At 53.8% G+C, this 21,739-nt stretch carries 21 protein-coding genes and 1 pseudogene; 13 read left to right on the top strand and 9 right to left on the bottom strand.

The annotated features are described in order from the left end of the window. Positions 1 to 150 precede the first annotated feature (150 nt). The 4 genes from gyrB to dnaA are packed head-to-tail and all read right to left on the bottom strand — an operon-like array spanning position 151 to position 6,178. The gene (gene gyrB, locus GYRE_RS04945) at positions 151 to 2,565 is read right to left on the bottom strand and encodes a DNA topoisomerase (ATP-hydrolyzing) subunit B (RefSeq protein WP_006817852.1); all 2,415 of its coding nucleotides are present in this window, start codon (positions 2,563 to 2,565) and stop codon (positions 151 to 153) included. Positions 2,566 to 2,593: 28 nt separating this feature from the next. After that, the gene (gene recF, locus GYRE_RS04940; RefSeq protein ID WP_006817853.1) at positions 2,594 to 3,667 is read right to left on the bottom strand and encodes a DNA replication/repair protein RecF; all 1,074 of its coding nucleotides are present in this window, start codon (positions 3,665 to 3,667) and stop codon (positions 2,594 to 2,596) included. Further along, a complete protein-coding gene (gene dnaN, locus GYRE_RS04935; RefSeq protein ID WP_006817854.1) occupies positions 3,667 to 4,767 on the bottom strand; it encodes a DNA polymerase III subunit beta in 1,101 nt (366 codons plus the stop codon). The genes recF and dnaN overlap by 1 nt, the downstream gene beginning before the upstream one ends. A gap of 4 nt (positions 4,768 to 4,771) precedes the next feature. After that, a complete protein-coding gene (dnaA, locus tag GYRE_RS04930; protein WP_038253516.1) occupies positions 4,772 to 6,178 on the bottom strand; it encodes a chromosomal replication initiator protein DnaA in 1,407 nt (468 codons plus the stop codon). A gap of 288 nt (positions 6,179 to 6,466) precedes the next feature. On the opposite strand from dnaA, the gene GYRE_RS25275 reads away from it, so the two are divergent. From GYRE_RS25275 to GYRE_RS04905, 8 genes are all read left to right on the top strand, one after another. After that, positions 6,467 to 6,547, top strand: a complete 81-nt coding sequence (locus GYRE_RS25275; protein WP_420378144.1) for a hypothetical protein — start codon at positions 6,467 to 6,469, stop codon at positions 6,545 to 6,547. A gap of 230 nt (positions 6,548 to 6,777) precedes the next feature. After that, entirely contained in the window at positions 6,778 to 6,918 is a 141-nt protein-coding gene (gene rpmH / locus GYRE_RS23560) for a 50S ribosomal protein L34 (RefSeq protein ID WP_003849659.1), read from the top strand. A gap of 17 nt (positions 6,919 to 6,935) precedes the next feature. Further along, positions 6,936 to 7,295 (top strand): ribonuclease P protein component, encoded by a 360-nt coding sequence (gene rnpA, locus GYRE_RS04925; protein WP_006817857.1) that lies wholly within the window; start codon positions 6,936 to 6,938, stop codon positions 7,293 to 7,295. Then, a complete protein-coding gene (gene yidD / locus GYRE_RS23555) occupies positions 7,259 to 7,516 on the top strand; it encodes a membrane protein insertion efficiency factor YidD (RefSeq protein ID WP_071777500.1) in 258 nt (85 codons plus the stop codon). The genes rnpA and yidD overlap by 37 nt, the downstream gene beginning before the upstream one ends. Before the next feature lie 2 nt (positions 7,517 to 7,518). Then, positions 7,519 to 9,162 (top strand): membrane protein insertase YidC, encoded by a 1,644-nt coding sequence (gene yidC / locus GYRE_RS04920; RefSeq protein WP_006817859.1) that lies wholly within the window; start codon positions 7,519 to 7,521, stop codon positions 9,160 to 9,162. Between the two features lie 72 nt (positions 9,163 to 9,234). Next, the gene (gene mnmE / locus GYRE_RS04915; protein WP_006817860.1) at positions 9,235 to 10,599 is read left to right on the top strand and encodes a tRNA uridine-5-carboxymethylaminomethyl(34) synthesis GTPase MnmE; all 1,365 of its coding nucleotides are present in this window, start codon (positions 9,235 to 9,237) and stop codon (positions 10,597 to 10,599) included. A 177-nt stretch (positions 10,600 to 10,776) separates the two neighbouring features. Then, positions 10,777 to 11,469, top strand: a complete 693-nt coding sequence (locus GYRE_RS04910) for a hypothetical protein (protein WP_038253513.1) — start codon at positions 10,777 to 10,779, stop codon at positions 11,467 to 11,469. Between the two features lie 229 nt (positions 11,470 to 11,698). Next, entirely contained in the window at positions 11,699 to 12,178 is a 480-nt protein-coding gene (locus tag GYRE_RS04905; RefSeq protein ID WP_038253511.1) for an Hcp family type VI secretion system effector, read from the top strand. 3 nt (positions 12,179 to 12,181) lie between these two features. Here GYRE_RS04905 and sitD read toward each other — a convergent pair whose 3' ends face one another. From sitD to GYRE_RS04885, 4 genes are read right to left on the bottom strand one after another with little or no spacing between them, the layout of a single operon-like run. Next, the gene (gene sitD / locus GYRE_RS04900) at positions 12,182 to 13,030 is read right to left on the bottom strand and encodes an iron/manganese ABC transporter permease subunit SitD (protein WP_038253509.1); all 849 of its coding nucleotides are present in this window, start codon (positions 13,028 to 13,030) and stop codon (positions 12,182 to 12,184) included. Continuing rightward, positions 13,027 to 13,884, bottom strand: a complete 858-nt coding sequence (gene sitC / locus GYRE_RS04895; RefSeq protein ID WP_006817862.1) for an iron/manganese ABC transporter permease subunit SitC — start codon at positions 13,882 to 13,884, stop codon at positions 13,027 to 13,029. The genes sitD and sitC overlap by 4 nt, the downstream gene beginning before the upstream one ends. Next, positions 13,881 to 14,708 (bottom strand): manganese/iron ABC transporter ATP-binding protein, encoded by an 828-nt coding sequence (locus GYRE_RS04890; protein ID WP_006817863.1) that lies wholly within the window; start codon positions 14,706 to 14,708, stop codon positions 13,881 to 13,883. The genes sitC and GYRE_RS04890 overlap by 4 nt, the downstream gene beginning before the upstream one ends. Before the next feature lie 3 nt (positions 14,709 to 14,711). Then, positions 14,712 to 15,623, bottom strand: a complete 912-nt coding sequence (locus tag GYRE_RS04885; RefSeq protein ID WP_006817864.1) for a metal ABC transporter substrate-binding protein — start codon at positions 15,621 to 15,623, stop codon at positions 14,712 to 14,714. A 209-nt stretch (positions 15,624 to 15,832) separates the two neighbouring features. Between GYRE_RS04885 and GYRE_RS04880 the strand changes: the two genes are divergently transcribed. The 4 genes from GYRE_RS04880 (at position 15,833) to GYRE_RS04865 (ending at position 19,467) form a co-directional block, all read left to right on the top strand. Next, positions 15,833 to 17,017, top strand: coding sequence for an MFS transporter (locus tag GYRE_RS04880; RefSeq protein WP_006817865.1), 1,185 nt, complete (start codon positions 15,833 to 15,835; stop codon positions 17,015 to 17,017). Then, positions 16,986 to 17,954 carry an HTH-type transcriptional regulator YidZ gene (gene yidZ / locus GYRE_RS04875; RefSeq protein WP_006817866.1) on the top strand — a complete coding sequence of 323 codons (969 nt, stop codon included), beginning with the start codon at positions 16,986 to 16,988 and terminating at the stop codon, positions 17,952 to 17,954. Before GYRE_RS04880 ends, yidZ begins: the two co-directional genes overlap by 32 nt. A 171-nt stretch (positions 17,955 to 18,125) precedes the next feature. Further along, on the top strand, positions 18,126 to 18,875 hold the full coding sequence (locus GYRE_RS04870) for a 4'-phosphopantetheinyl transferase family protein (protein WP_006817867.1): 750 nt from the start codon (positions 18,126 to 18,128) through the stop codon (positions 18,873 to 18,875). Between the two features lie 25 nt (positions 18,876 to 18,900). After that, a complete protein-coding gene (locus tag GYRE_RS04865) occupies positions 18,901 to 19,467 on the top strand; it encodes an NADPH-dependent FMN reductase (protein WP_006817868.1) in 567 nt (188 codons plus the stop codon). Between the two features lie 76 nt (positions 19,468 to 19,543). Here the strand turns inward: GYRE_RS04865 and GYRE_RS04860 are convergent. Beyond that, a pseudogene (locus GYRE_RS04860) lies at positions 19,544 to 20,881 on the bottom strand (NCS2 family permease). Between the two features lie 169 nt (positions 20,882 to 21,050). Here GYRE_RS04860 and yieH point away from each other — a divergent pair. Further along, positions 21,051 to 21,716 carry a 6-phosphogluconate phosphatase gene (gene yieH / locus GYRE_RS04855; protein WP_006817870.1) on the top strand — a complete coding sequence of 222 codons (666 nt, stop codon included), beginning with the start codon at positions 21,051 to 21,053 and terminating at the stop codon, positions 21,714 to 21,716. Positions 21,717 to 21,739 lie beyond the last annotated feature (23 nt).

Here is a 21,739-nt window from a genome sequence, read left to right as displayed (position 1 = left end):
CTAACGCGATTTAGCTCAAAAAACAGCAACGGAAAGCGGGGAAAAAGGGGCCGGAATGGTGAAGAGGGATTCCTCTTTTGTGTGAAGCTATTCCCCTCACCCCGGCCCTCTCCCGTATGGGGAGAAGGTTAGGGTGAGGGGAAAAACGGCTTAGATATCGATATTCGCCGCTTTCAGGGCGTTCTCTTCGATGAAGGCACGACGCGGCTCAACCGCATCGCCCATCAGCGTGGTGAACAGCTGGTCGGCAGCAATCGCATCCTTCACGGTCACACGCAGCATGCGGCGGCTTTCCGGATCCATCGTGGTTTCCCACAGCTGCTCCGGGTTCATCTCGCCCAGACCTTTGTAACGCTGGACACCGAGACCACGACGGGACTCTTTCACCAGCCAGTCGAGAGCAGACTCGAAGCTGGTAACCGGCTGACGACGCTCGCCACGTTCGATGAACGCGTCATCTTCGATAAGCCCGCGCAGTTTTTCACCGAGCGTACAGATACGACGATATTCCGCACCGGTCACGAATTCGTGATCCAGCGGGTAGTCGGTATCCACACCGTGGGTACGCACGCGGATAACCGGCTCGAACAGCTGCAGTTCAGCGTTTTCACGAACGGTGAAGTTCCACAGGCTGCCGTGCGCTTCGTTTTCGTTAAGCACCGTGGTCAGCTGAGTCACCCAGCCGGTAACCGTCGCTTCATTACCGAGGTCAGCTTCAGTAAGCGTTGGTTGATACACCAGCTCTTTCAGCAGCGTTTTCGGATAGCGACGCTCCATGCGGCCAATCATTTTCTGCGTCGCGTTGAACTCGGATACCAGTTTCTCCAGCGCTTCGCCAGACAGCGCCGGGGCGCTGGCGTTGGTGTGCAGGGTGGCACCATCAAGCGCGATAGAGATGAGGTACTGATCCATCGCCTCGTCGTCCTTGATGTACTGCTCCTGCTTACCTTTTTTCACTTTATACAGCGGCGGCTGAGCAATGTAGACATGACCACGCTCAACGATTTCCGGCATCTGACGGTAGAAGAAGGTCAACAGCAGCGTACGGATGTGCGAGCCGTCGACGTCCGCATCGGTCATGATGATGATGCTGTGATAGCGCAGTTTGTCCGGGTTGTACTCGTCGCGACCAATGCCACAGCCGAGCGCAGTGATCAGGGTTGCCACTTCCTGAGAAGAGAGCATCTTGTCGAAGCGCGCCTTCTCAACGTTGAGGATTTTACCCTTCAGCGGCAGGATAGCCTGGTTCTTACGGTTACGGCCCTGCTTCGCAGAACCGCCCGCGGAGTCCCCTTCCACCAGGTACAGTTCGGACAGCGCCGGGTCGCGCTCCTGGCAATCTGCCAGTTTGCCCGGCAGACCAGCGAGATCCAGTGCGCCTTTACGACGGGTCATTTCACGGGCTTTACGCGCCGCTTCACGGGCACGCGCCGCATCGATAATTTTGCCAACGACGATTTTCGCGTCAGACGGATTTTCCAGCAGGTACTCGCTCAGCAGTTCGTTCATCTGCTGCTCTACCGCCGATTTCACTTCCGATGAAACCAGTTTGTCTTTGGTCTGGGAAGAGAACTTCGGATCCGGCACCTTCACGGAAACGACGGCAATCAGGCCTTCACGGGCATCGTCACCGGTGGCGCTGACTTTCGCTTTTTTGCTGTAGCCTTCTTTATCCATGTAGGCATTCAGGGTACGGGTCATCGCCGCACGGAAGCCTGCAAGGTGAGTACCGCCATCGCGCTGCGGAATGTTGTTGGTGAAGCAGTAGATGTTTTCCTGGAAACCGTCGTTCCACTGCAGCGCCACTTCTACGCCAATACCGTCTTTTTCGGTGGAGAAGTAGAAGATATTCGGATGGATCGGCGTCTTGTTTTTGTTGAGATACTCAACAAACGCCTTAATGCCGCCTTCGTAGTGGAAGTGGTCTTCTTTGTTGTCACGCTTGTCGCGCAGGCGAATAGAGACGCCGGAGTTCAGGAACGACAGCTCACGCAGGCGCTTAGCCAGAATTTCGTATTCAAACTCAGTGACGTTGGTGAAGGTTTCGAGACTCGGCCAGAAACGCACCATGGTACCGGTCTTTTCGGTATCGCCCGTTACGGCCAGCGGTGCCTGCGGCACGCCGTGGGTATAAATCTGGCGATGGATTTTACCTTCGCGCTGGATGACCAGCTCCAGCTTCTGCGACAGGGCGTTAACTACGGACACGCCTACGCCGTGCAGACCACCAGAAACTTTATACGAGTTATCGTCGAACTTACCGCCTGCGTGCAGAACGGTCATGATCACTTCTGCGGCAGACACGCCCTCTTCCGGGTGAATACCGGTCGGGATGCCACGACCATCATCGGTAACGGATACGGAGTTGTCCGCGTGGATAGTTACCACGATGTCTTTACAGTGACCCGCGAGCGCTTCGTCGATAGCGTTATCCACAACCTCGAATACCATGTGGTGCAGACCGGTGCCGTCATCCGTGTCGCCGATATACATACCCGGGCGCTTACGCACCGCATCCAGCCCTTTCAGGACTTTGATACTGGAGGAGTCATAAGAATTCGACATCAACGTTTCTCGCTCATTTAAACTTGGGTTAATCCGTTATTTTACCCTTTTCCACGGTGAACATCTTCGAATTTTTGTCCGACATGTCCATTACGTGTTCAGCGCTAATGGCGCTGACAAAAACCTGTGATTGCGTGGCTTTTAAACGGCTGGCAAGCAGCCCACGCCGCGCATCATCAAGTTCAGAGGCAAAATCATCTATGAGGTACAGGCAGCGTCGCCCGCTAACGCGAGTGAGGAACTCCCCCTGCGCCAGGCGCAGCGCACACATCAGGAGTTTTAACTGCCCGCGCGACAGCGTGTCTTCCACCGGTGCACCGTCGGCACGAATGCGGAAATCCGCCTTGTGCGGGCCATGCGCGGTATAGGTCAACATACGGTCGCGTTCGAAGTTTTTCTCCAGCAATTCGCCGTAATCGGTCTCTTTTTCCCAGCCGCGCTGGAAAGAGAACGAAAGAGAAAACTCCGGTAAAAACTGCTGACAGGTATCCGCCATATCTTCCGCAATCGCCGCGCTATACTCGGCGCGCCAGCGGCTGATAAGCTCTGCCAGTGGGATAAGTTCAGTATCCCACGGGCGAAGCTGGGAATAGCGGGTCACCTGACGCAGCGCAGCATTACGCTGCTTGAGCAAACGCTTCAGGTTGCTCCAGGCGGTAAAGAAACCGGCTTCGTTGTGAAAGCATCCCCAGTCAAGAAATGCTCTTCTGTATTTGGGGCCGCCGTTGAGTAAAGTAAACCCCTCCGGCGTGATGAGCTGCATTGGCATCAGCAGCGCCAGCTCCGCCACCTTGTGGCCGTCGGAACCGTCGATACGAACCTTGCTGTCACCCTGTTTATCTTTGGTGAGACCGATAGCAATTTCTCGCTCAGCCCCCTGCAGGCGGCCATGCAGCACAAATGCGTCCTGCTCGTGGCGAATAACGCGACCAATCTGCAAACTGCGAAACGCCCGGCCGTGGCCGAGCGTATAGATGGCTTCCAGAACGCTGGTTTTACCGCTGCCGTTGGCGCCAACCAGAAAATTAAAGCCGGGGGATAAGGCGAGATCCGCGCTTTCAATGTTGCGAAAGTCGCGGATCAACAAGCGGGAAAGCGACATTACAGTCTCATTGGCATAACAACATAGGCAGCCGACTGCGATGCGGCATCTTCAATCTGTACGCTCGAAACAGAGTCAGTTAACAGAATGCGGACGTTTTCACACTTCAACGCATTCAGGACATCCAGCACATAGCTGACGTTAAAGCCGATTTCCATTTCGGTGCCACCGTAGGTGACATCCAGCATCTCTTCCGCTTCTTCCTGTTCCGGGTTGTTAGCGGTAATTTTCAGCTGGTTTTCGCTGACGTACAGGCGCACGCCGCGGAATTTTTCATTCGACAGAATCGCTGCACGGGCGAAAGCCTGCTTCAGCAGATCGCAACCGGCTTCCAGGTGTTTATCCGGATTCTTCGGCAATACGCGGCGATAATCCGGGAAACGGCCATCAACCAGCTTCGAAGTGAAGATAAAATCGCCGACGTGTGCACGGATATTATTGCTGCCAATCTGTACGCGCAGCGGGTTTTCGCCACCGTCGAGCATACGCATCAGCTCAATGACCCCTTTACGCGGCACGATCACCGAATGGTTCGGCAACGCTTCGCCAAGCGGCATGGAGCACACCGCCAGACGGTGACCGTCGGTCGCGACGGTGCGCAGCTCTTCGCCTTCGGTCTCAAACAGCATACCGTTTAAGTAGTAGCGAACGTCCTGATGCGCCATCGAGAACTGCGTGGCTTCAATCAGACGCTTCATGGTCGCCTGTGGCAGGGTGAATTCAACTTCGCTCTGCCAGTCGTCCAGGTTTGGGAAATCGGCGGCCGGCAGCGTAGAGAGCGAGAAACGACTACGCCCGGAACGCACCAGCATGCGATCGCCTTCCAGCTGCAGTGCGATTTCAGCACCTTCCGGCAACCCGCGGCAGATATCAAAGAACTTGCGCGCCGGAACCGTCGTTGCGCCTGGTTCGTGCGGTTGGGTGAGCGTGACGCGTGCGACCATTTCCATCTCAAGGTCGGTACCGGTCAGCGACAGCGTACCGTCAGCGACCTGCAGCAGCAGGTTACCGAGAATAGGCAGCGTCGGGCGGCCACCTAACGGACCACTCACCTGTTGTAACGGTTTTAATAAATGTTCACGTTCTACGGTAAATTTCATAGCGTCACGAAGATAATGTTCTGATTAAATTGGAGAAATCTTCTTTGATGTCGTGGCTTTCTTCACGCAACTGTTCAATTTTACGACAGGCGTGCAGCACGGTGGTGTGGTCGCGGCCACCAAACGCATCACCGATTTCCGGCAGGCTGTGGTTGGTGAGCTCTTTTGCCAGCGCCATCGCCATCTGGCGCGGGCGGGCAACCGAACGGGAACGGCGCTTGGAGAGCAGATCCGCAACCTTAATCTTGTAATACTCAGCCACTGTCTTCTGAATGTTGTCGATAGTGACCAGTTTTTCCTGCAGCGCCAGTAGATCTCTCAGCGCTTCACGCACGAAATCAATGGTGATCGCTCGTCCGGTGAAGTTGGCGTTAGCGATGACACGGTTCAGTGCCCCTTCCAGCTCACGAACGTTGGAACGCAGGCGTTTGGCAATAAAGAACGCCACCTCACCCGGCAGACGAATGTCGTTTTCGTCGGCTTTTTTCATCAGGATGGCCACGCGGGTTTCTAGCTCCGGCGGCTCGATAGCCACCGTCAGCCCCCAGCCAAAGCGGGATTTCAGGCGATCTTCCACGCCGTTAATCTCTTTTGGATAGCGATCTGATGTCAGGATTATCTGCTGATTGCCTTCCAGCAGAGCATTAAAGGTGTGGAAAAACTCTTCCTGGGAGCGTTCTTTATTAGCAAAGAATTGAATATCGTCGATAAGCAGGGCGTCAACGGAGCGGTAGTAGCGCTTAAACTCTTCAATGGCGTTGTTTTGCAGGGCTTTTACCATATCCTGCACAAAGCGTTCAGAGTGCATATACACCACTTTGGCATTCGGTTTGCGCGCCACGATGCCATTACCCACCGCGTGCAGCAGGTGTGTTTTACCCAAACCCGTGCCGCCGTACAGGAACAGCGGGTTATAAGCACCGCCCGGGTTATCAGCCACCTGACGGGCCGCCGCGCGCGCCAGTTGGTTCGATTTACCCTCAACGAAGTTATCAAAGGTGTGTTTAACGTTTACGTTAGAACGATAGGTTGGTTCTGCGGGTGCCGGAACATTGTCCCAGCCTGGACGCGGCGCAGGGGCTGCACGCGGCGTCTGAACCTGGGTCATTTGCGCCGGAGCGGCAACTGCCGCAGCATGCGCAGGCTCTCTGACCATCTGAGCCACAGGCTTAGTCCCAACTTCAAAACGCAGCTGTGGTACTTGCGTACCGCAAAAATCATTGAGTAAGCCATTAATATTATTAAGGTATTTATCTCTTACCCAATCAAGGACGAAACGGTTTGGCGCATACAGTGCCAGCGTGTTATCGCTCAGTTCCGCCTGCAAAGGGCGGATCCACATGCTGAATTCTGTGGCTGGTAACTCATCCTGCAGTCGGGCAAGACACTGCTGCCAAAGCGAAAGTGACACGGCGGACTCCACTCGAACAAAAAAGAAAAAATGAAACGATCATGATTGTTGGCACACGTCGGCAAGACCCTGCGCAAAAGGGTGACGTGCGAACCGCTGTGCGCGGTTTTCCCCAGTCAGGATCCAGGATCGCGATCGGGACCGCGGATCATAGCCTAAACTGAGCCAGAGATCTTCTGTTTCTCACAGATTCTTCCCGATTTATCCACAGGAACGATCCAGGCTGGATAAGTGTAATCGATCCTGGAAAGAGTGCGGCAGAATTTCGCCCACATATTGGAAAAATGACTGAGTACCGACATTTTTTTACTGATTCGATCTAACAAAGATCCTGGACGATCCTTGCGCTTTAATGGGGAGGCCGTATAATCCCCCACCCGGTGCGTCTTGCCTGTGATAAACGTCGCCGTCGCTGTGTGATTATTGTGCAAAAAGGTGCAATAATCGTTGGCTTATAAGGAAAGAGAATTGACTCCGGAGTGTACAATTATTACAATCCGGCCTCTTTAATTAGCCATGGCTCCAGCGTCGGTCGTTCGAATCTCGTTCGGGTAAACGCAAAAGTCAGTGAATTTATTCAAGTTTAGGTAGAAACCGCCATGAAACGCACTTTTCAACCGTCTGTACTGAAGCGCAACCGTTCTCACGGCTTCCGTGCTCGTATGGCTACTAAAAATGGTCGTCAGGTTCTGGCACGTCGTCGTGCTAAAGGCCGCTCTCGTCTGACCGTTTCCAAGTAATAAAAGCTAACCCCTGAGTGGTTAAGCTCGCATTTCCCAGGGAGTTACGTTTGTTAACTCCCAGTCATTTCACTTTCGTCTTCCAGCAGCCACAACGGGCTGGCACGCCGCAAATCACCATCCTCGGCCGCCTGAATTCGCTGGGGCATCCCCGCATCGGTCTTACTGTCGCCAAGAAAAACGTCAAACGCGCGCATGAACGCAATCGGATTAAACGTCTGACGCGTGAAAGCTTCCGTTTACGTCAGCATGAACTCCCCGCAATGGACTTCGTGGTGGTGGCGAAAAAAGGGGTTGCTGACCTCGATAACCGTGCTCTCTCGGAAGCGTTGGAAAAATTATGGCGCCGCCATTGCCGCCTGGCTCGCGGGTCCTGATTACCCTGATAAGGGGGTATCAGCGCCTGATAAGTCCGCTTCTCGGGCCGCATTGTCGTTTCACACCAACCTGTTCGCAATACGGAATTGAGGCATTGCGCAGGTTTGGAGTGATAAAAGGCAGTTGGTTGACAGTGAAACGCGTATTAAAATGCCACCCTTTACACCCGGGTGGAGACGATCCCGTCCCACCAGGACCATTTGATACCAGAGAACACTAACGATGGATTCGCAACGCAATCTTCTTATCATCGCTTTGTTGTTCGTGTCTTTCATGATCTGGCAGGCCTGGGAACAGGATAAAAATCCTCAACCCCAGCAGCAGACCACGCAGACAACGACCACCGCAGCGGGTAGCGCCGCCGACCAGGGCGTACCGGCCAGTGGCCAGGGGAAACTGATCACGGTTAAAACGGACGTGCTTGAGCTGACCATCAACACCAGTGGTGGTGATGTTGAGCAAGCGCTGCTTCCGGCTTACCCGAAAGAGCTGAAGTCTTCTGAACCGTTCCAGTTACTGGAAACCACGCCACAGTTTATCTATCAGGCTCAAAGCGGCCTGACCGGTCGTGATGGTCCGGACAACCCGGCGAATGGCCCGCGTCCGCTGTACAACGTCGATAAAGATGCGTATGTGCTGGCTGATGGCCAGAACGACATCGTGATCCCGCTGACGTACACCGATAAAGCAGGCAACGTCTTCACCAAAACCTTCACCCTGAAACGTGGTGAATATGCGGTGAAAGTTAGCTATGACGTGAAGAACGTTGGTGAGAAGCCGCTGGAGCTGTCTGCATTTGGTCAGCTGAAGCAATCCATCAATCTGCCTTCACATCGCGACACCGGTAGCAGCAACTTTGCGCTGCACACCTTCCGTGGCGCCGCGTACTCAACGCCTGATGCGAAGTACGAAAAATACAAATTCGACAAAATTGCCGATAACGAAAACCTGAACGTCAGTTCCAAAGGCGGTTGGGTTGCCATGCTGCAGCAGTACTTTGCAACCGCATGGGTTCCAGGTAATGATGCTTCCAGCAACTTCTACACCACCAACCTCGGTAACGGTATTGCGGCCATTGGCTACAAATCTCAGCCGACGCTGGTTCAGCCAGGCCAGAGTGCAAACCTCTCCAGCACCCTGTGGGTGGGCCCGGAAATTCAGGACAAAATGGCAGCTGTCGCGCCACACCTTGACCTGACCGTAGACTACGGCTGGCTGTGGTTCATCTCTCAGCCGCTGTTCAAACTGCTGAAGTGGATCCATAGCTTCCTGGGCAACTGGGGCTTCTCCATCATTGTTATCACCTTCATCGTTCGTGGCATCATGTACCCGCTGACCAAAGCGCAGTACACCTCCATGGCGAAGATGCGTATGCTGCAGCCGAAGATTCAGGCTATGCGTGAGCGTCTGGGCGATGACAAACAACGTCAGAGCCAGGAAATGATGGCCCTGTACAAAGCTGAGAAAGTGAACCCACTGGGTGGCTGCTTCCCGCTTATCATCCAGATGCCTATCTTCCTTGCGCTGTACTACATGCTGATGGGCTCCGTTGAACTGCGTCATGCGCCGTTTGCCCTGTGGATCCATGACTTGTCCGCACAAGACCCGTACTACATCCTGCCGATCCTGATGGGCGTAACGATGTTCTTCATTCAGAAGATGTCGCCGACCACCGTGACCGACCCGATGCAGCAGAAGATCATGACCTTCATGCCGGTCATCTTCACGGTGTTCTTCCTGTGGTTCCCGTCAGGTCTGGTGCTGTACTATATCGTCAGCAACCTGGTAACCATCATCCAGCAGCAGCTGATTTACCGTGGTCTGGAAAAACGTGGCCTGCATAGCCGCGAAAAGAAAAAGTCCTGATCTGGTAACTTAGCGCTAAAATAAGGGCGGTCTATTGACCGCCTTTTTTATTTGTATTGAACGAGACTAACCATGAGCCATAACGACACTATCGTCGCCCAGGCAACCCCACCGGGACGCGGTGGTGTTGGCATTCTGCGTATCTCCGGCCTGAAGGCGCGCGAGGTGGCAGAAGCGGTGCTGGGAAAACTGCCAAAGCCACGCTACGCGGATTACCTGCCATTTAAAGATACCGACGGCACTCCGCTGGACCAGGGCATTGCGCTGTGGTTCCCCGGCCCGAACTCCTTTACTGGTGAAGACGTGCTAGAACTACAGGGTCACGGCGGCCCGGTTATCCTCGACCTGCTGTTAAAACGTATTCTGACTCTGCCGGGCCTGCGCATTGCGAAGCCGGGTGAATTTTCCGAACGCGCCTTCCTGAACGACAAGCTCGATTTAGCCCAGGCCGAAGCGATTGCCGACCTGATTGACGCCAGCTCAGAACAGGCAGCGCGATCCGCGCTGAATTCTCTGCAGGGGGCATTCTCCAGCCGCGTGAACCACCTTGTGGAAGCACTCACTCACCTTCGTATCTATGTGGAAGCAGCGATCGACTTTCCGGATGAGGAAATTGATTTTCTCTCTGACGGCAAAATTGAAGCTCAGCTGAACACGGTCATTGCTGACCTCGATGCGGTACGCGCCGAAGCCCGCCAGGGCAGCCTGCTGCGCGAAGGGATGAAAGTGGTGATTGCCGGGCGTCCTAACGCCGGGAAATCCAGCCTGCTGAACGCGCTTGCCGGACGTGAAGCCGCTATCGTGACCGATATCGCCGGTACCACCCGTGACGTGCTGCGCGAGCACATTCACATTGACGGTATGCCACTGCACATTATCGATACCGCTGGCCTGCGCGATGCCAGCGATGAAGTTGAACGTATCGGCATTGAGCGCGCCTGGCAGGAAATTGAGCAGGCCGACCGCGTACTGTTTATGGTAGATGGCACCACCACCGATGCCGTTGATCCGGCGGAGATTTGGCCCGACTTTATCGCCCGCCTGCCAAAAAATCTGCCGATTACCGTGGTACGAAACAAAGCTGACGTCACCGGTGAGACAGAAGGCCTCACCGATGTGAATGGCCACTCACTTGTGCGTCTCTCGGCGCGCACCGGCGGCGGTGTGGATGTGTTACGCAACCACCTGAAGCAGAGCATGGGCTTTGAAACCAACATGGAAGGAGGCTTCCTCGCCCGTCGTCGCCATCTCCAGGCGCTGGAAACCGCAGCTACCCATCTGCAACAAGGTAAAGCGCAGCTGTTGGGCGCCCGGGCAGGAGAGCTGCTGGCAGAAGAGCTACGTCTGGCACAGCAGAACTTAAGTGAAATCACCGGTGAATTTACCTCCGACGACCTGCTGGGACGGATATTCTCGAGCTTCTGTATTGGCAAGTAACACACCTCCGGCATCGCCGGAGGTTTCTTCTCTATATCCGTAAATATTATTAAAAGTCCGGAATATTACTGTTATTCCGGCTTACTTCTCATTTTTTAAAATGAATGTTTATATACTCATCATTGTCAGAGGCACCTACATTCTGAATGGGATATTAAAAATGAGCAAGGAGCAACCATGTATTACAGAGATGACGTCATTAGTTATTTACAGTCCAATAAAATCCTCGCATTAAAACTCGATCACGCACTCACTGCTGTCAGGGAAATGGTAATAGATCAGGTTAAAACAATAGGGATGGGTGCAACCCGTGCATTGTATTACACATCTTGTTTCACTGATGAATACCAGGACGTTTGTCAGCAACAAAAGACTGAAGATTTCCGGTTTGGGTTCGGTGTTATTAATCTTCTTCAACATGGTGACGTTGTCTACAACATGGTACGGATCTATTTTGAAGAAATTTTTAAGCACAAAACATCAGAACAATTAGAACACATCAAAGAATTGCTTATGGCTGTGAACGTCCACATTGCTGCCAGTTCACTTACCAAGGCAGGTTTTGCCATAGCTACCGCAACTTCAGTGTGCGTTGGTATGAATCTGAACCTTGAGATGAGAGCACTTACCGCTAGTCGATCCGGTAGAGGAACTGTGTTAGCGACCGCATATGGCATAGTTCAGAAAGCAGCAGACAGCGCTCGCCGCCTTCAAGTGTTATATCCTGTTTATTACTCTGCGTTATACATGCAAGAGCTGGAAATGATGTATTTTCTTATCGAGCCGTTGTTTGAACGCGCCGGTGCACTTGAAGCAGAATGGGCTTCAGATTATGGTATAGCGAATATCATCACGAGAATGATTAGATAACCATGTTCAAATACATTAGAAGAATATTATTAGGGCAATGCAAATTTTTGTTTTCTTTGTGTGGACCTACTTTTTTCACTGTTTTATTTGCACTGCTTCAGATACATTTTTTCCCTGACAGCTCTATCTGGCCTATCGGTCTATTCATTATATTTATATTTATTATATTTGAACGTTATGTGAAATAATTTTTCAGTAATAACCAACCTCTCATATATAAGGATATTGTATGTCTACTCCAGCACACCTATGGCTTAAGGATGAAAATGGCTCACCAATTGTAAGTAGCTGTTTGATGCCACTGCGTTTAGGTTCTATCGAATTAAAATCATTTTCCCACGGTGTCACCATTCCGGTTGATGCTAGTTGGGGCAAACTCACCAGTACGCGCGCTCATCGCCCTATTGTGATAGTCAAAGACTTCGACCAGACAACCCCCATTCTGTACCGCGCCGTATGTGAAGGTCGCACATTGAAACAAGCCACAATCAAAATGTACCGCATCCTTGAGTCCGGCACAGAAACGGAGTATTTCAACATTCTGCTGGAGAACGTCAAAATCACTACCGTTTCGCCGCACCTTGCCCCTAACAAAATGAGCAGCACCCATCAGGAAACTCTTGAATTACGCTATGAGGCAATCACCTGGAAGTATACGGAAGGTAACATTATCTACCGTGATGCGTGGAACGACCGTGTCTACGCCTGAGTATCACCTCTCCTCTACCAGTCGCTGCTGCTCCAGCCTTCGCGCCCGGCGGCTTGAAACCACAAATACCACAATAAAAACAAGGGCGAACAGGACGACGATGGTGGGTGCCGGTGCGCTATCGATAAAGAACGACAGCCAGACACCGCTGACGGAAACCAGTACCGAGACCAGCATCGACACCATCAGCGCCACATGAAAGCGGTTCGTCAGCAGCACCGCAATGGCACCTGGCGCAATCAGTAACGAAATAGAGAGAATGATCCCTACGGCCTTCAGAGTTGCGACGATAGTAAGTGCTACCATACAAAGCAGGCCGTAATGCAGCCAACGCGTGGCCAGGCCGCTAACCTGTGCCTGCTGTGGATCGAAGCAGTAGAGCAGAAAATCACGCCACTTCATCGCAATAATCAACGCAATCACCACAGAGATAATCGTCGTCTGCACAATATCGGACATCATAATGCCCAGCATGTCACCAAACAGGATGTGGTCGAGATGCACTTCCGGTTTCACAGCGATGTAGAGAATCAACCCGGCAGCGAACATCCCGGAAAAGACGATCCCCATGACGGTATCCTGCTTAATTCTGCTGTTATCTTTCAGATATCCCGTCGCGACTGCGCAAAATACACCGGCAACGAACGCGCCGGCTGCCAGGGGTAATCCCAGCATCCAGGCAAGCACCACGCCGGGAAACACCGCATGGCTCATAGCATCGCCCATCAGGGCCCAGCCCTTCAGCACCAGAAACACCGACAGCAGCGCGCAGGGAATAGCCACCACCAGCGAAATCAGCAGTGCATTTTGCATAAAGGCAAACTGCAGCGGCTCGAGTAATACGTTCATCATCCTTGCACCTCCAGCGCTTTACGCGCACGTCTGCGGTTAGCCAGCAGCCCGTGGGTTGGCGCAAACACAAAGGCCAGCAGGAACAGCAGCGTCTGTGCCACCACAATAATGCCGCCCGTGGCTCCATCGAGGTAATAGCTCGCCCAGGCACCGAGGAAGCTGGTAACGCTACCGATGACAACCGCAATTATCAGTAGGCGGGGGAAGCGATCCGTCAGAAGCCACGCCGTGGCCCCCGGGGTGACGACAAGACAAATCACCAGGAACGCCCCGACCGTCTGCAGCGCCGCCACTGTCGATACCGCCAACAGGGTGAAGAACAGAATTTTCAGGCGCTCGGGACGCAGGCCTATCGCCCGGGCGTGGTTCTCATCAAAGAAGGTGACCATCAGATCTTTCCATTTGAAAAACAGAATGATGATGGAGATAGTGCCGATAATCGCCAGCTGCAAAATATCCGCCGGATCGATAGCCAGAATGTTACCAAGGACGATGGTCTGAATGTTTACCGACGTCGGGTTGAGCGACACCATAAACAGCCCGAGGCCAAAAAATGAGGAGAAGATGAGGCCGATAATCGCATCCTCTTTTAGCCTCGTACGCTGGTTGAGAAACAGCATACTGCCCGCAGCCAGACCACCGGAAAGGAAGGCTCCCAGCGCGAACGGCAGCCCCAGCATGTACGCCCCGGCAACCCCAGGTACGATGGAGTGTGAGAGCGCATCGCCAATCAGTGACCAGCCTTTTAGCATCAGGTAGCACGAGAGAAACGCACACAGCCCCCCCACCATCGCGGATACCCACATGGCATTGAGCATGTACTCATAGCCGAACGGTTCAAGGATGGCGTTCACTTTAGCCCTCCGGTTCCAGCAGAAACACGATGAGAAACAAACGGCCGTTCGTCATCGGTGATGATGCGCTCTTCCGATCCGCTCAGCACCACGTGGCGCAGAACGCCGCTAAAGGCAATCTCGAGGTTTTCCGCCGTAAAGGTGGTCTCTGTCGGGCCACTTGCCAGCACGGTACCTTTCACCATGACGGTGTAGTCGCAGAACTCGGTGACAGAGCCCAGATTGTGCGTGGAGACCAGCATGGTTTTGCCTTCATCCCGCAGCTCAGCCAGCAGGCTGATGATCTTAGCTTCCGTTTTCACATCAACGCCGGTGAAAGGTTCATCGAGCAGAATGACTTCTCCCTGTTGGGCAATCGCGCGCGCCAGGAAGACGCGTTTCCTCTGCCCGCCGGAAAGCTCGCCAATCTGGCGATGACGATACTCGAGCATATCCACCCGCTCCAGCGCCTTTGAGACTATCTCGTGGTCGTGCGCTTTTGGTCGCCGCAGCATTCCCATGCGGCCATAGCGCCCCATCATCACCACGTCTTCCACCAGCACCGGGAACGACCAGTCAACCTCCTCAGCCTGCGGCACATAGGCCACCAGATTGCGGCGTAGCGCCTGGCGGGTCGACAGACCCGTTATGGATATATCCCCGCTATTGAGGCGCACAAAGCCCATGATCGCTTTAAACAGGGTGGATTTACCGGAGCCGTTCACCCCCACCAGCGCCGCAATGGAACCACCCGGCACCGTAAAACTGGCATCGCGCAGCGCCGTGTGGCCGTTACGATAAGTCACCGTGACGTTGGCAACGCTGATCCCTGAGGTTTGCGTCATGATTTACTCCTTCATCCCATCTTTAATGCCCTGCACCAGCGTGCGGGTGGTTACATTGAGCAGATCGATATAGGTTGGCACCGGGCCGTCTTCCGCACTCAGAGAATCGACGTACAGTACGCCGCCATAGTGGGCTCCGGTTTCACGCGCGACCTGGCGCGCGGGTTTGTCAGACACCGTACTTTCACTGAATACCGCAGGAATATGATATTTCCTGACCTTGTCGATAACCTGACGAACCTGCTGCGGCGTTCCCTGCTGATCGGCATTGATCGGCCACAGATAGAGCTCTTTCAGCCCCAGATCGCGTGCCAGGTATGAGAATGCCCCTTCGCTGGTCACCATCCAGCGCTTTTCCTGAGGGATCTGCGCAACCTGTTCACGCAGCGGTGCCAGCGTTTGCGTAATTTTTGCTTTATAGGCTGCAGCATTTTGGGCGTAGATATCAGCATGACTGGGGTCGTACTTCATCAGCGCATCGCGGATGTTATCGACATAGATCAGCGCGTTATCCGGTGACATCCACGCGTGCGGGTTGGGTTTACCGTCGTAAGGCCCTTCGGTAATCCCCATCGGCGTTACGCCGGTGGTGACAATCACTTCCGGAACACCGTTCAGGTGCTGATAGAATCGCTTGAACCACAGCTCAAGGTTCATGCCGTTTGCCAGAATCAGCTGTGCTCCCTGTGCGCGTTTGATGTCGCCTGGGGTCGGTTGATATTCGTGGATCTCTGCGCCCGGTTTGGTAATGGAAGTCACCTCCGCCGCATCTCCCGCCACATTTTTCGCCATATCAGCAATGACGGTAAACGTGGTGATGACTTTGAATTTCTCGGCAGCAAATGCTCCCGTCGTGGTCGCCGCTGTCAGTAGTGCGCTAAAAAATACCACCTTTATTGTTTTGATGATGTCCATCGCAGGTGTCTCCGTAGGTGATTAAATTAGAAACAGAATTAGCCGTTGCTATCTTATATAGCACAAGCTATGTCTAAATGAAAATGGTTCTTATTTAGTAATAAAAAATGTGTCATTGTGCCTGACAGGAAAATGCTGTTGTCGTAATGGCAACTCGTTAGCGCTCAGGACTCGCTTTATCCTTAGCGCCAAATACTAAGAGGCTGGTTATGACACGTTTTCTGTTCTGCAGTTTTGCCCTGGTTTTGCTTTATCCATCCGGCATAGATATGTATCTGGTTGGCCTTCCACGTATCGCTTTGGATCTCGGCGCCAGTGAAGCTCAGCTCCATATCGCCTTCTCGGTGTACCTAGCGGGGATGGCAGCGGCAATGATCTTTGCCGGGCGCATCGCCGACAGCGCCGGGCGCCAGCCGGTGGCCATCGTCGGGGCGATTGTCTTTGTTATGGCCTCGGTGCTGTGCTCGCAGGCGCAGACCAGTACCCTGTTCCTCGCAGGACGTTTCTTACAGGGGGTTGGCGCAGGAAGCTGTTATGTCGTGGCGTTTGCGATTCTGCGCGATACGTTGAGCGAACAGAAACGTGCAAAAGTGCTGTCGCTGATTAATGGCATCACCTGTATTGTCCCGGTACTGGCACCGGTGATTGGTCATCTGATCATGCTGAAATTTCCGTGGCAGAGCCTGTTCTACATGATGGCGGGCATGGGGATGGTGGTGTGCCTGCTCTCTGCATTGGTGCTAAAAGAGACGCATCCGGGCACCCGGCAGAATACCAGCACAGATAACCGCAATACGCATGAGCCCCTGCTGCAGCGCTTTTTCCTGAGCCGCCTCGCCATCACGACGCTGAGCGTGACGGTGATCCTGACGTTCGTGAACGTCTCGCCGGTGTTACTGATGGAGGAGTTAGGGCTCGACCGCGGTCAGTACTCATCGGTGATGGCCTCAACGGCGCTGGTCAGCATGCTGGTCGCGTTCTCCACTCCGTTCGCCCTGAGCCTGTTCCGCCAGCGGACGCTAATGCTGACCGCGCAGGTGATGTTTGCCATTGCCGCCGTGGTACTCAGCGTCGCTTCATCGGTCACGGTTTCACTGATTGGCTTTGCCTGTATCTGCGCCGGTTTTTCGCTAGGATTTGGTGTCACCATGAGCCAGGCGCTGGCGCCGTTTGCGCTCCGCGCGGGAGTGGCAAGCTCATTACTGGGGGTATCGCAGGTGTGCGGCTCTTCGCTGTGGATTTGGCTTGCGGCGGTACTCGGAATTAACGCGCTGAATATGCTGATCGGGATTCTGATTGGCTGTAGCATAATCTGTATTCTGCTGATTATGTTAGTGACCCCGGTCCCGGCGACGCCACGTTATGAAGAAATCCATCACCAGTCTCGATCTTAACCTCCTGCTCTGCCTGCAGCTGTTGATGCAGGAGCGCAGCGTCACTAAAACCGCCAAGCGGATGAACGTGACGCCTTCAGCGGTCAGCAAATCGCTCGCCAAACTGCGCGGGTGGTTTGATGACCCTCTATTTGTTAAGACGCCACTGGGACTGCTGCCAACCCCGCTTGCGGTAAGCATGGAACGGGATCTGGCGGAATGGATGCAGATTGCCAGCCAGATTGTGGATAAATCACAGCATGAAACCCCGAGCGGGCTGAAGTTTACGCTGGTGGCAGAATCCCCGCTTCTGATGATTGGCTTTAACGACCTGTCGCAGCAGATTTATCAGCGCTACCCGGAAGCGCAGATAAAAATCCGCAACTGGGATTACGATGCGGTGGATGCCATTATCCGTGGCGAGGTAGACATCGGATTCGCGGGGCGGGAAAGCCATCCGCGCTCACGCGAGCAGTTGACCCTGCTGCCCTGGTTTATCGATTTTGAAGTCCTGTTTACCGATCTCCCCTGTGTCTGGCTACGAGAAGACCACCCAGCGCTACAGGAGCCATGGAACCTCGACACCTTCCTCAAGTACCGGCATATCAGCATTTGCTGGGAGCAGAGCGACACCTGGGCGCTGGATGAAGTGCTCAGAGAGATAGGGCGTGAACGGAATATCGCGCTGAGCCTGCCGGGATTTGAACAATCGATGTTTATGGCGGCCCAGCCGAATCACACCCTGCTATCGACCGCACCACGCTATTGCCAGCAGTATAACCAGCAGCACAACCTCAGGCTGGTTTCTCTCCCTATCCCGATCGATCCTGCGCTGCAACAAAAACTGGCGGTACCGTTTACGTTACTCTGGCATAAGCGCAATAGCCATAATCCAAAAATTGTCTGGCTGAAAGAGACCCTCAGCAACCTGTATCGCAGCCGTTTTCCGACCTGCTGATAGCGCAGACAACACCTAAAACTGTGATGAAACCAGCTATTGCGGCTAAGGATACGTAAAAGTCACGTGAGGAGGCTTTTCCGGGAGGTTTTTCCACATTAAAACCTACCCATTATCGGCGATACTATTTTGGTCACCGATAACCATTGTCCATTAATCAGGGAGAGAAAAATGGCCACGCACTTTGCACGAGGGATATTGAGCGACAGTCATCCGCTTTCGGTTCGGCTTCCCGCCGCTATACACCACGCCGCCCGGCAGCTGCCGGAGCATCGCAGAACCCGCTATCTGGCATCCAGAGCGCTACTCGCCGAGCTGATGTTTATGCTGTATGGCATCAGTGAATTGCCGGAAATCCGCTCTCAGGCGAACGGCAAACCGGCGTTTTCAGACCCGGAGCTACCGCGTTTTTCCATGGCCTATACCGGCAATATTGTCGGCGTCGCGCTCACCACCGAAGGGGATTGCGGCCTCGATATGGAGCTGCAACACAGTCTGGGCAGCGTTCATAGCCTGCATCCGCCTGAGCACTACCGCTTTTCAAGCAACGAAAATCTGTGGATTAACAACCAGAACGATCCGCACGAAGCGCGAGTTCAACTGGTCGCGTTGCGCCAGAGCGTGCTCAAGATGGCGGGGTACTTCGAGCAGGATTCACCCGGTCTGTTGCAGCTGCTGCCAGGCTCTGGTCGCCTGCGCGTCGCGAACGTCATGCAGGCAGAAGCTATCTGCGATGCCGAAGACGTGCTGGTATGGTCCGTAGCCGCAAGCCCGGCCATCGAAAAGCTACGGCTCTGGGAGTACGATGGTAAAAATGGCTGGAGCAGCCTGCCCGACATTCAGAGCCGGGCGAAAGAACCAGCCGCTCGCCTTATGCGATTCACCAGTTTACCGGCGGAAAAAGCCCTTATACTGAACTGACCGTCACGATGACAAAGGAGTAATCATGTCCGAAGCGTTGAACGTCGTTACATTACTGGGAAGCCTGCGCAAAGGCTCATTTAACGCAATGGTTGCCAGAACCTTGCCAAAAATCGCGCCAACAGGCATGGAGATAGCGCCGCTACCGTCTATTGGCGATATTCCACTGTACGATGCGGATATACAGCAGGAAGATGGCTTCCCGCAGAGCGTGGAAGCGCTGGCAGAACAGATTCGTCAGGCGGATGGTGTGGTCATTGTGACGCCGGAATATAACTACTCGGTGCCAGGCGGGCTGAAAAACGCCATCGACTGGCTGTCACGCTTACCGAATCAGCCGCTGGCCGGCAAGCCAGTACTGATTCAGACCAGCTCAATGGGCGCTATTGGCGGCGCACGCTGCCAGTATCATCTGCGCCAGATTCTGGTGTTCCTTGATGCGATGGTGATGAATAAACCGGAGTTTATGGGCGGCGTTATTCAGAATAAGGTCGACCCACAGACGGGTGAAGTGATTGATCAAAGTACGCTTGATCATCTGACCGGTCAGTTGACCGCATTCGGTGAGTATATTCAGCGGGTGAAAGCGTAATGACAGAGGTGAGTGCGCTCTGATGCCCTCACCTCATCCCTCTCCCACAGGGAGAGGGTGCAAACACTAAAACCTTTTAGTGAGCATCAATAAACGCAATCTTCAGTACGAACAGCAGCGCGACGATGATCACGCACGGGCTAAGATCGCGGAAACGACCGGTACCGATTTTCATCACACAGTAAGAGATAAAGCCAAGAGCGATCCCTTCAGTGATAGAGAAGCTAAACGGCATCATCACTGCCGTAATGAACGCCGGAACCGCTTCGGTCAGATCATCCCACTTCACGCGCGACAGGCTTGAAGTCATCAGTACGCCCACATAAATCAGCGCACCCGCGGCCGCGTAAGGTGGCACCATGCCCGCCAGCGGTGACAGGAAAATCACCAGCAGGAACAGCAGACCCACGATCACCGCCGTCAGGCCAGTACGTCCGCCCACGGACACCCCGGAAGACGACTCGATATACGCGGTAACGGAAGACGTACCAATGAATGAACCGGCAACAGAAGAGATACTGTCCACGTACAGCGCCTGCTTCATACGCGGGAATTTGCCTTTATCATCTGCAAGGCCAGCTTTGTCGGTGACACCAATCAGGGTACCGGAAGAGTCAAACAGGTTAACCAGCATGAAGGAGAAAATAATACCCGCGAGACCCAGATTCAGGGAACCCGCCAGGTCGACCTGGCCCACGACGCTAGTGACGCTCGGCGGCGCAGAAACGATACCGGTGTAGTGCACATCGCCCAGCAACCAGCCCAGCAGGGTAGTGACGATTATCGACACCAGCACCGCCGCGTGAATGTTACGCGAGGCAAGAATAGCAATGATGAAGAAGCCAAGAATACCGAGCAGGACGTTATGCGAGGTCAGGTGACCAATCGACACCAGCGTATCCTAGTTTGCGACGATAACACCAGCGTTCTTCAGGCCCATCATGCCGATAAACAGACCGATACCGCTGGTGATCCCCACGCGCAGGCTGACCGGGATATTCGCAATCATCCAGTAACGCACACGGAAAATGGTCAGCAGCAGCAGACCAACGGCGCCCCAGAAAATCGCGCCCATGCCAATTTGCCATGGCAAACCCATTGCACCAACGACCACAAAGGCGAAGAAAGCGTTCAGACCCATTGCCGGGGCCAGCGCAACCGGCAGGTTGGCAAACAGTCCCATCAGGATACTGCCGAGGGCGGCGATAAGGCAGGTCGTTACAAACACGGCGCTGGTGTCCATTCCCGCGGCGCCAAGAATTTGCGGGTTAACGAAAACGATGTAGACCATCGTCAGGAACGTTGTAAAACCGGCGATCACTTCCGTACGGGCAGAAGTCCCGTGTTCGCGCAGTTTAAACACGCGCTCAAGCAGTCCCCGACCGGAGGTCTGGGTTGTGTGTTGTTGACTCATCTTCTGGTTCCGAAGCATTGGAGGGAAAATTCGTCGCTATCCTACCGCAAAATGCGACAATAGGGGGGATAAAGCATCACTTTTTTCATCGAATTTGCTTATACGGCAACGATTGCGTCGCCGGTAATTACATTACGTAAACGTTAAACTTGCTATAACAGGAAACGGCATGTCCAACATTGAGGCGGTATTCTTCGACTGCGATGGCACGCTGGTCGACAGTGAAGTGATTTGTTCCCGTGCCTATGTCCATATGTTCGAACAAGTGGGCATCTCCCTTGAACTTGAGGAGATCTTTAAGCGCTTTAAGGGCGTGAAGCTCCACGAGATAATCGACACCATTGGCACAGAATATGGCGTAAGCCTGCAGCGCGACGAGCTTGAGACAGCGTATCGCGCTGAGGTTGCTCGCTTGTTTGACAGCGAACTGGAGGTCATCGCCGGGGCGAATGCGCTACTTAACGCAGTGACGGTACCTATGTGCGTGGTCTCTAACGGCCCGGTCAGTAAAATGCAGCATTCGCTGGGGAAAACCGGCATGTTGCATCATTTTCCGGAGAAATTGTTCAGCGGCTACGATATTCAGCGCTGGAAGCCGGACCCGGCCCTGATGTTCCACGCCGCCAAAGCGATGGATGTCAGAGCGGAAAACTGCATTCTGGTGGATGATTCCAGCGCGGGTGCGCAATCTGGCATTGATGCAGGGATGGAGGTGTTTTACTTCTGTGCCGATCCGCATAACAAACCGATCGACCATCCAAAAGTGACGACTTTCACCCGTCTGGCGGAATTACCGGCGTTGTGGAAAGCGCGTGGGTGGGATATTACACGCTGATATCGCGATTCTCCCCTCACCCC

Origin of the sequence: Yokenella regensburgei ATCC 49455 (assembly GCF_000735455.1) — a bacterium.
Lineage (GTDB): Bacteria > Pseudomonadota > Gammaproteobacteria > Enterobacterales > Enterobacteriaceae > Yokenella > Yokenella regensburgei.
Note: the sequence above shows the minus strand (reverse complement) of the source record. Positions and strands in the feature narration are given on the sequence as shown.

Coding starts and splice junctions, on each gene's coding strand:
- yidZ (WP_006817866.1), top strand. CDS start 16,986: ATGAAGAAATCCATCACCAGTCTCGATCTTAACCTCCTGCTCTGCCTG.
- rpmH (WP_003849659.1), top strand. CDS start 6,778: ATGAAACGCACTTTTCAACCGTCTGTACTGAAGCGCAACCGTTCTCAC.
- yidC (WP_006817859.1), top strand. CDS start 7,519: ATGGATTCGCAACGCAATCTTCTTATCATCGCTTTGTTGTTCGTGTCT.
- GYRE_RS04880 (WP_006817865.1), top strand. CDS start 15,833: ATGACACGTTTTCTGTTCTGCAGTTTTGCCCTGGTTTTGCTTTATCCA.
- GYRE_RS04870 (WP_006817867.1), top strand. CDS start 18,126: ATGGCCACGCACTTTGCACGAGGGATATTGAGCGACAGTCATCCGCTT.
- GYRE_RS04890 (WP_006817863.1), bottom strand. CDS start 14,708: ATGACGCAAACCTCAGGGATCAGCGTTGCCAACGTCACGGTGACTTAT.
- dnaN (WP_006817854.1), bottom strand. CDS start 4,767: ATGAAATTTACCGTAGAACGTGAACATTTATTAAAACCGTTACAACAG.
- sitD (WP_038253509.1), bottom strand. CDS start 13,030: ATGATGAACGTATTACTCGAGCCGCTGCAGTTTGCCTTTATGCAAAAT.
- GYRE_RS04905 (WP_038253511.1), top strand. CDS start 11,699: ATGTCTACTCCAGCACACCTATGGCTTAAGGATGAAAATGGCTCACCA.
- yidD (WP_071777500.1), top strand. CDS start 7,259: ATGGCGCCGCCATTGCCGCCTGGCTCGCGGGTCCTGATTACCCTGATA.
- GYRE_RS04865 (WP_006817868.1), top strand. CDS start 18,901: ATGTCCGAAGCGTTGAACGTCGTTACATTACTGGGAAGCCTGCGCAAA.
- GYRE_RS04910 (WP_038253513.1), top strand. CDS start 10,777: ATGTATTACAGAGATGACGTCATTAGTTATTTACAGTCCAATAAAATC.
- yieH (WP_006817870.1), top strand. CDS start 21,051: ATGTCCAACATTGAGGCGGTATTCTTCGACTGCGATGGCACGCTGGTC.
- recF (WP_006817853.1), bottom strand. CDS start 3,667: ATGTCGCTTTCCCGCTTGTTGATCCGCGACTTTCGCAACATTGAAAGC.
- GYRE_RS04885 (WP_006817864.1), bottom strand. CDS start 15,623: ATGGACATCATCAAAACAATAAAGGTGGTATTTTTTAGCGCACTACTG.
- gyrB (WP_006817852.1), bottom strand. CDS start 2,565: ATGTCGAATTCTTATGACTCCTCCAGTATCAAAGTCCTGAAAGGGCTG.
- mnmE (WP_006817860.1), top strand. CDS start 9,235: ATGAGCCATAACGACACTATCGTCGCCCAGGCAACCCCACCGGGACGC.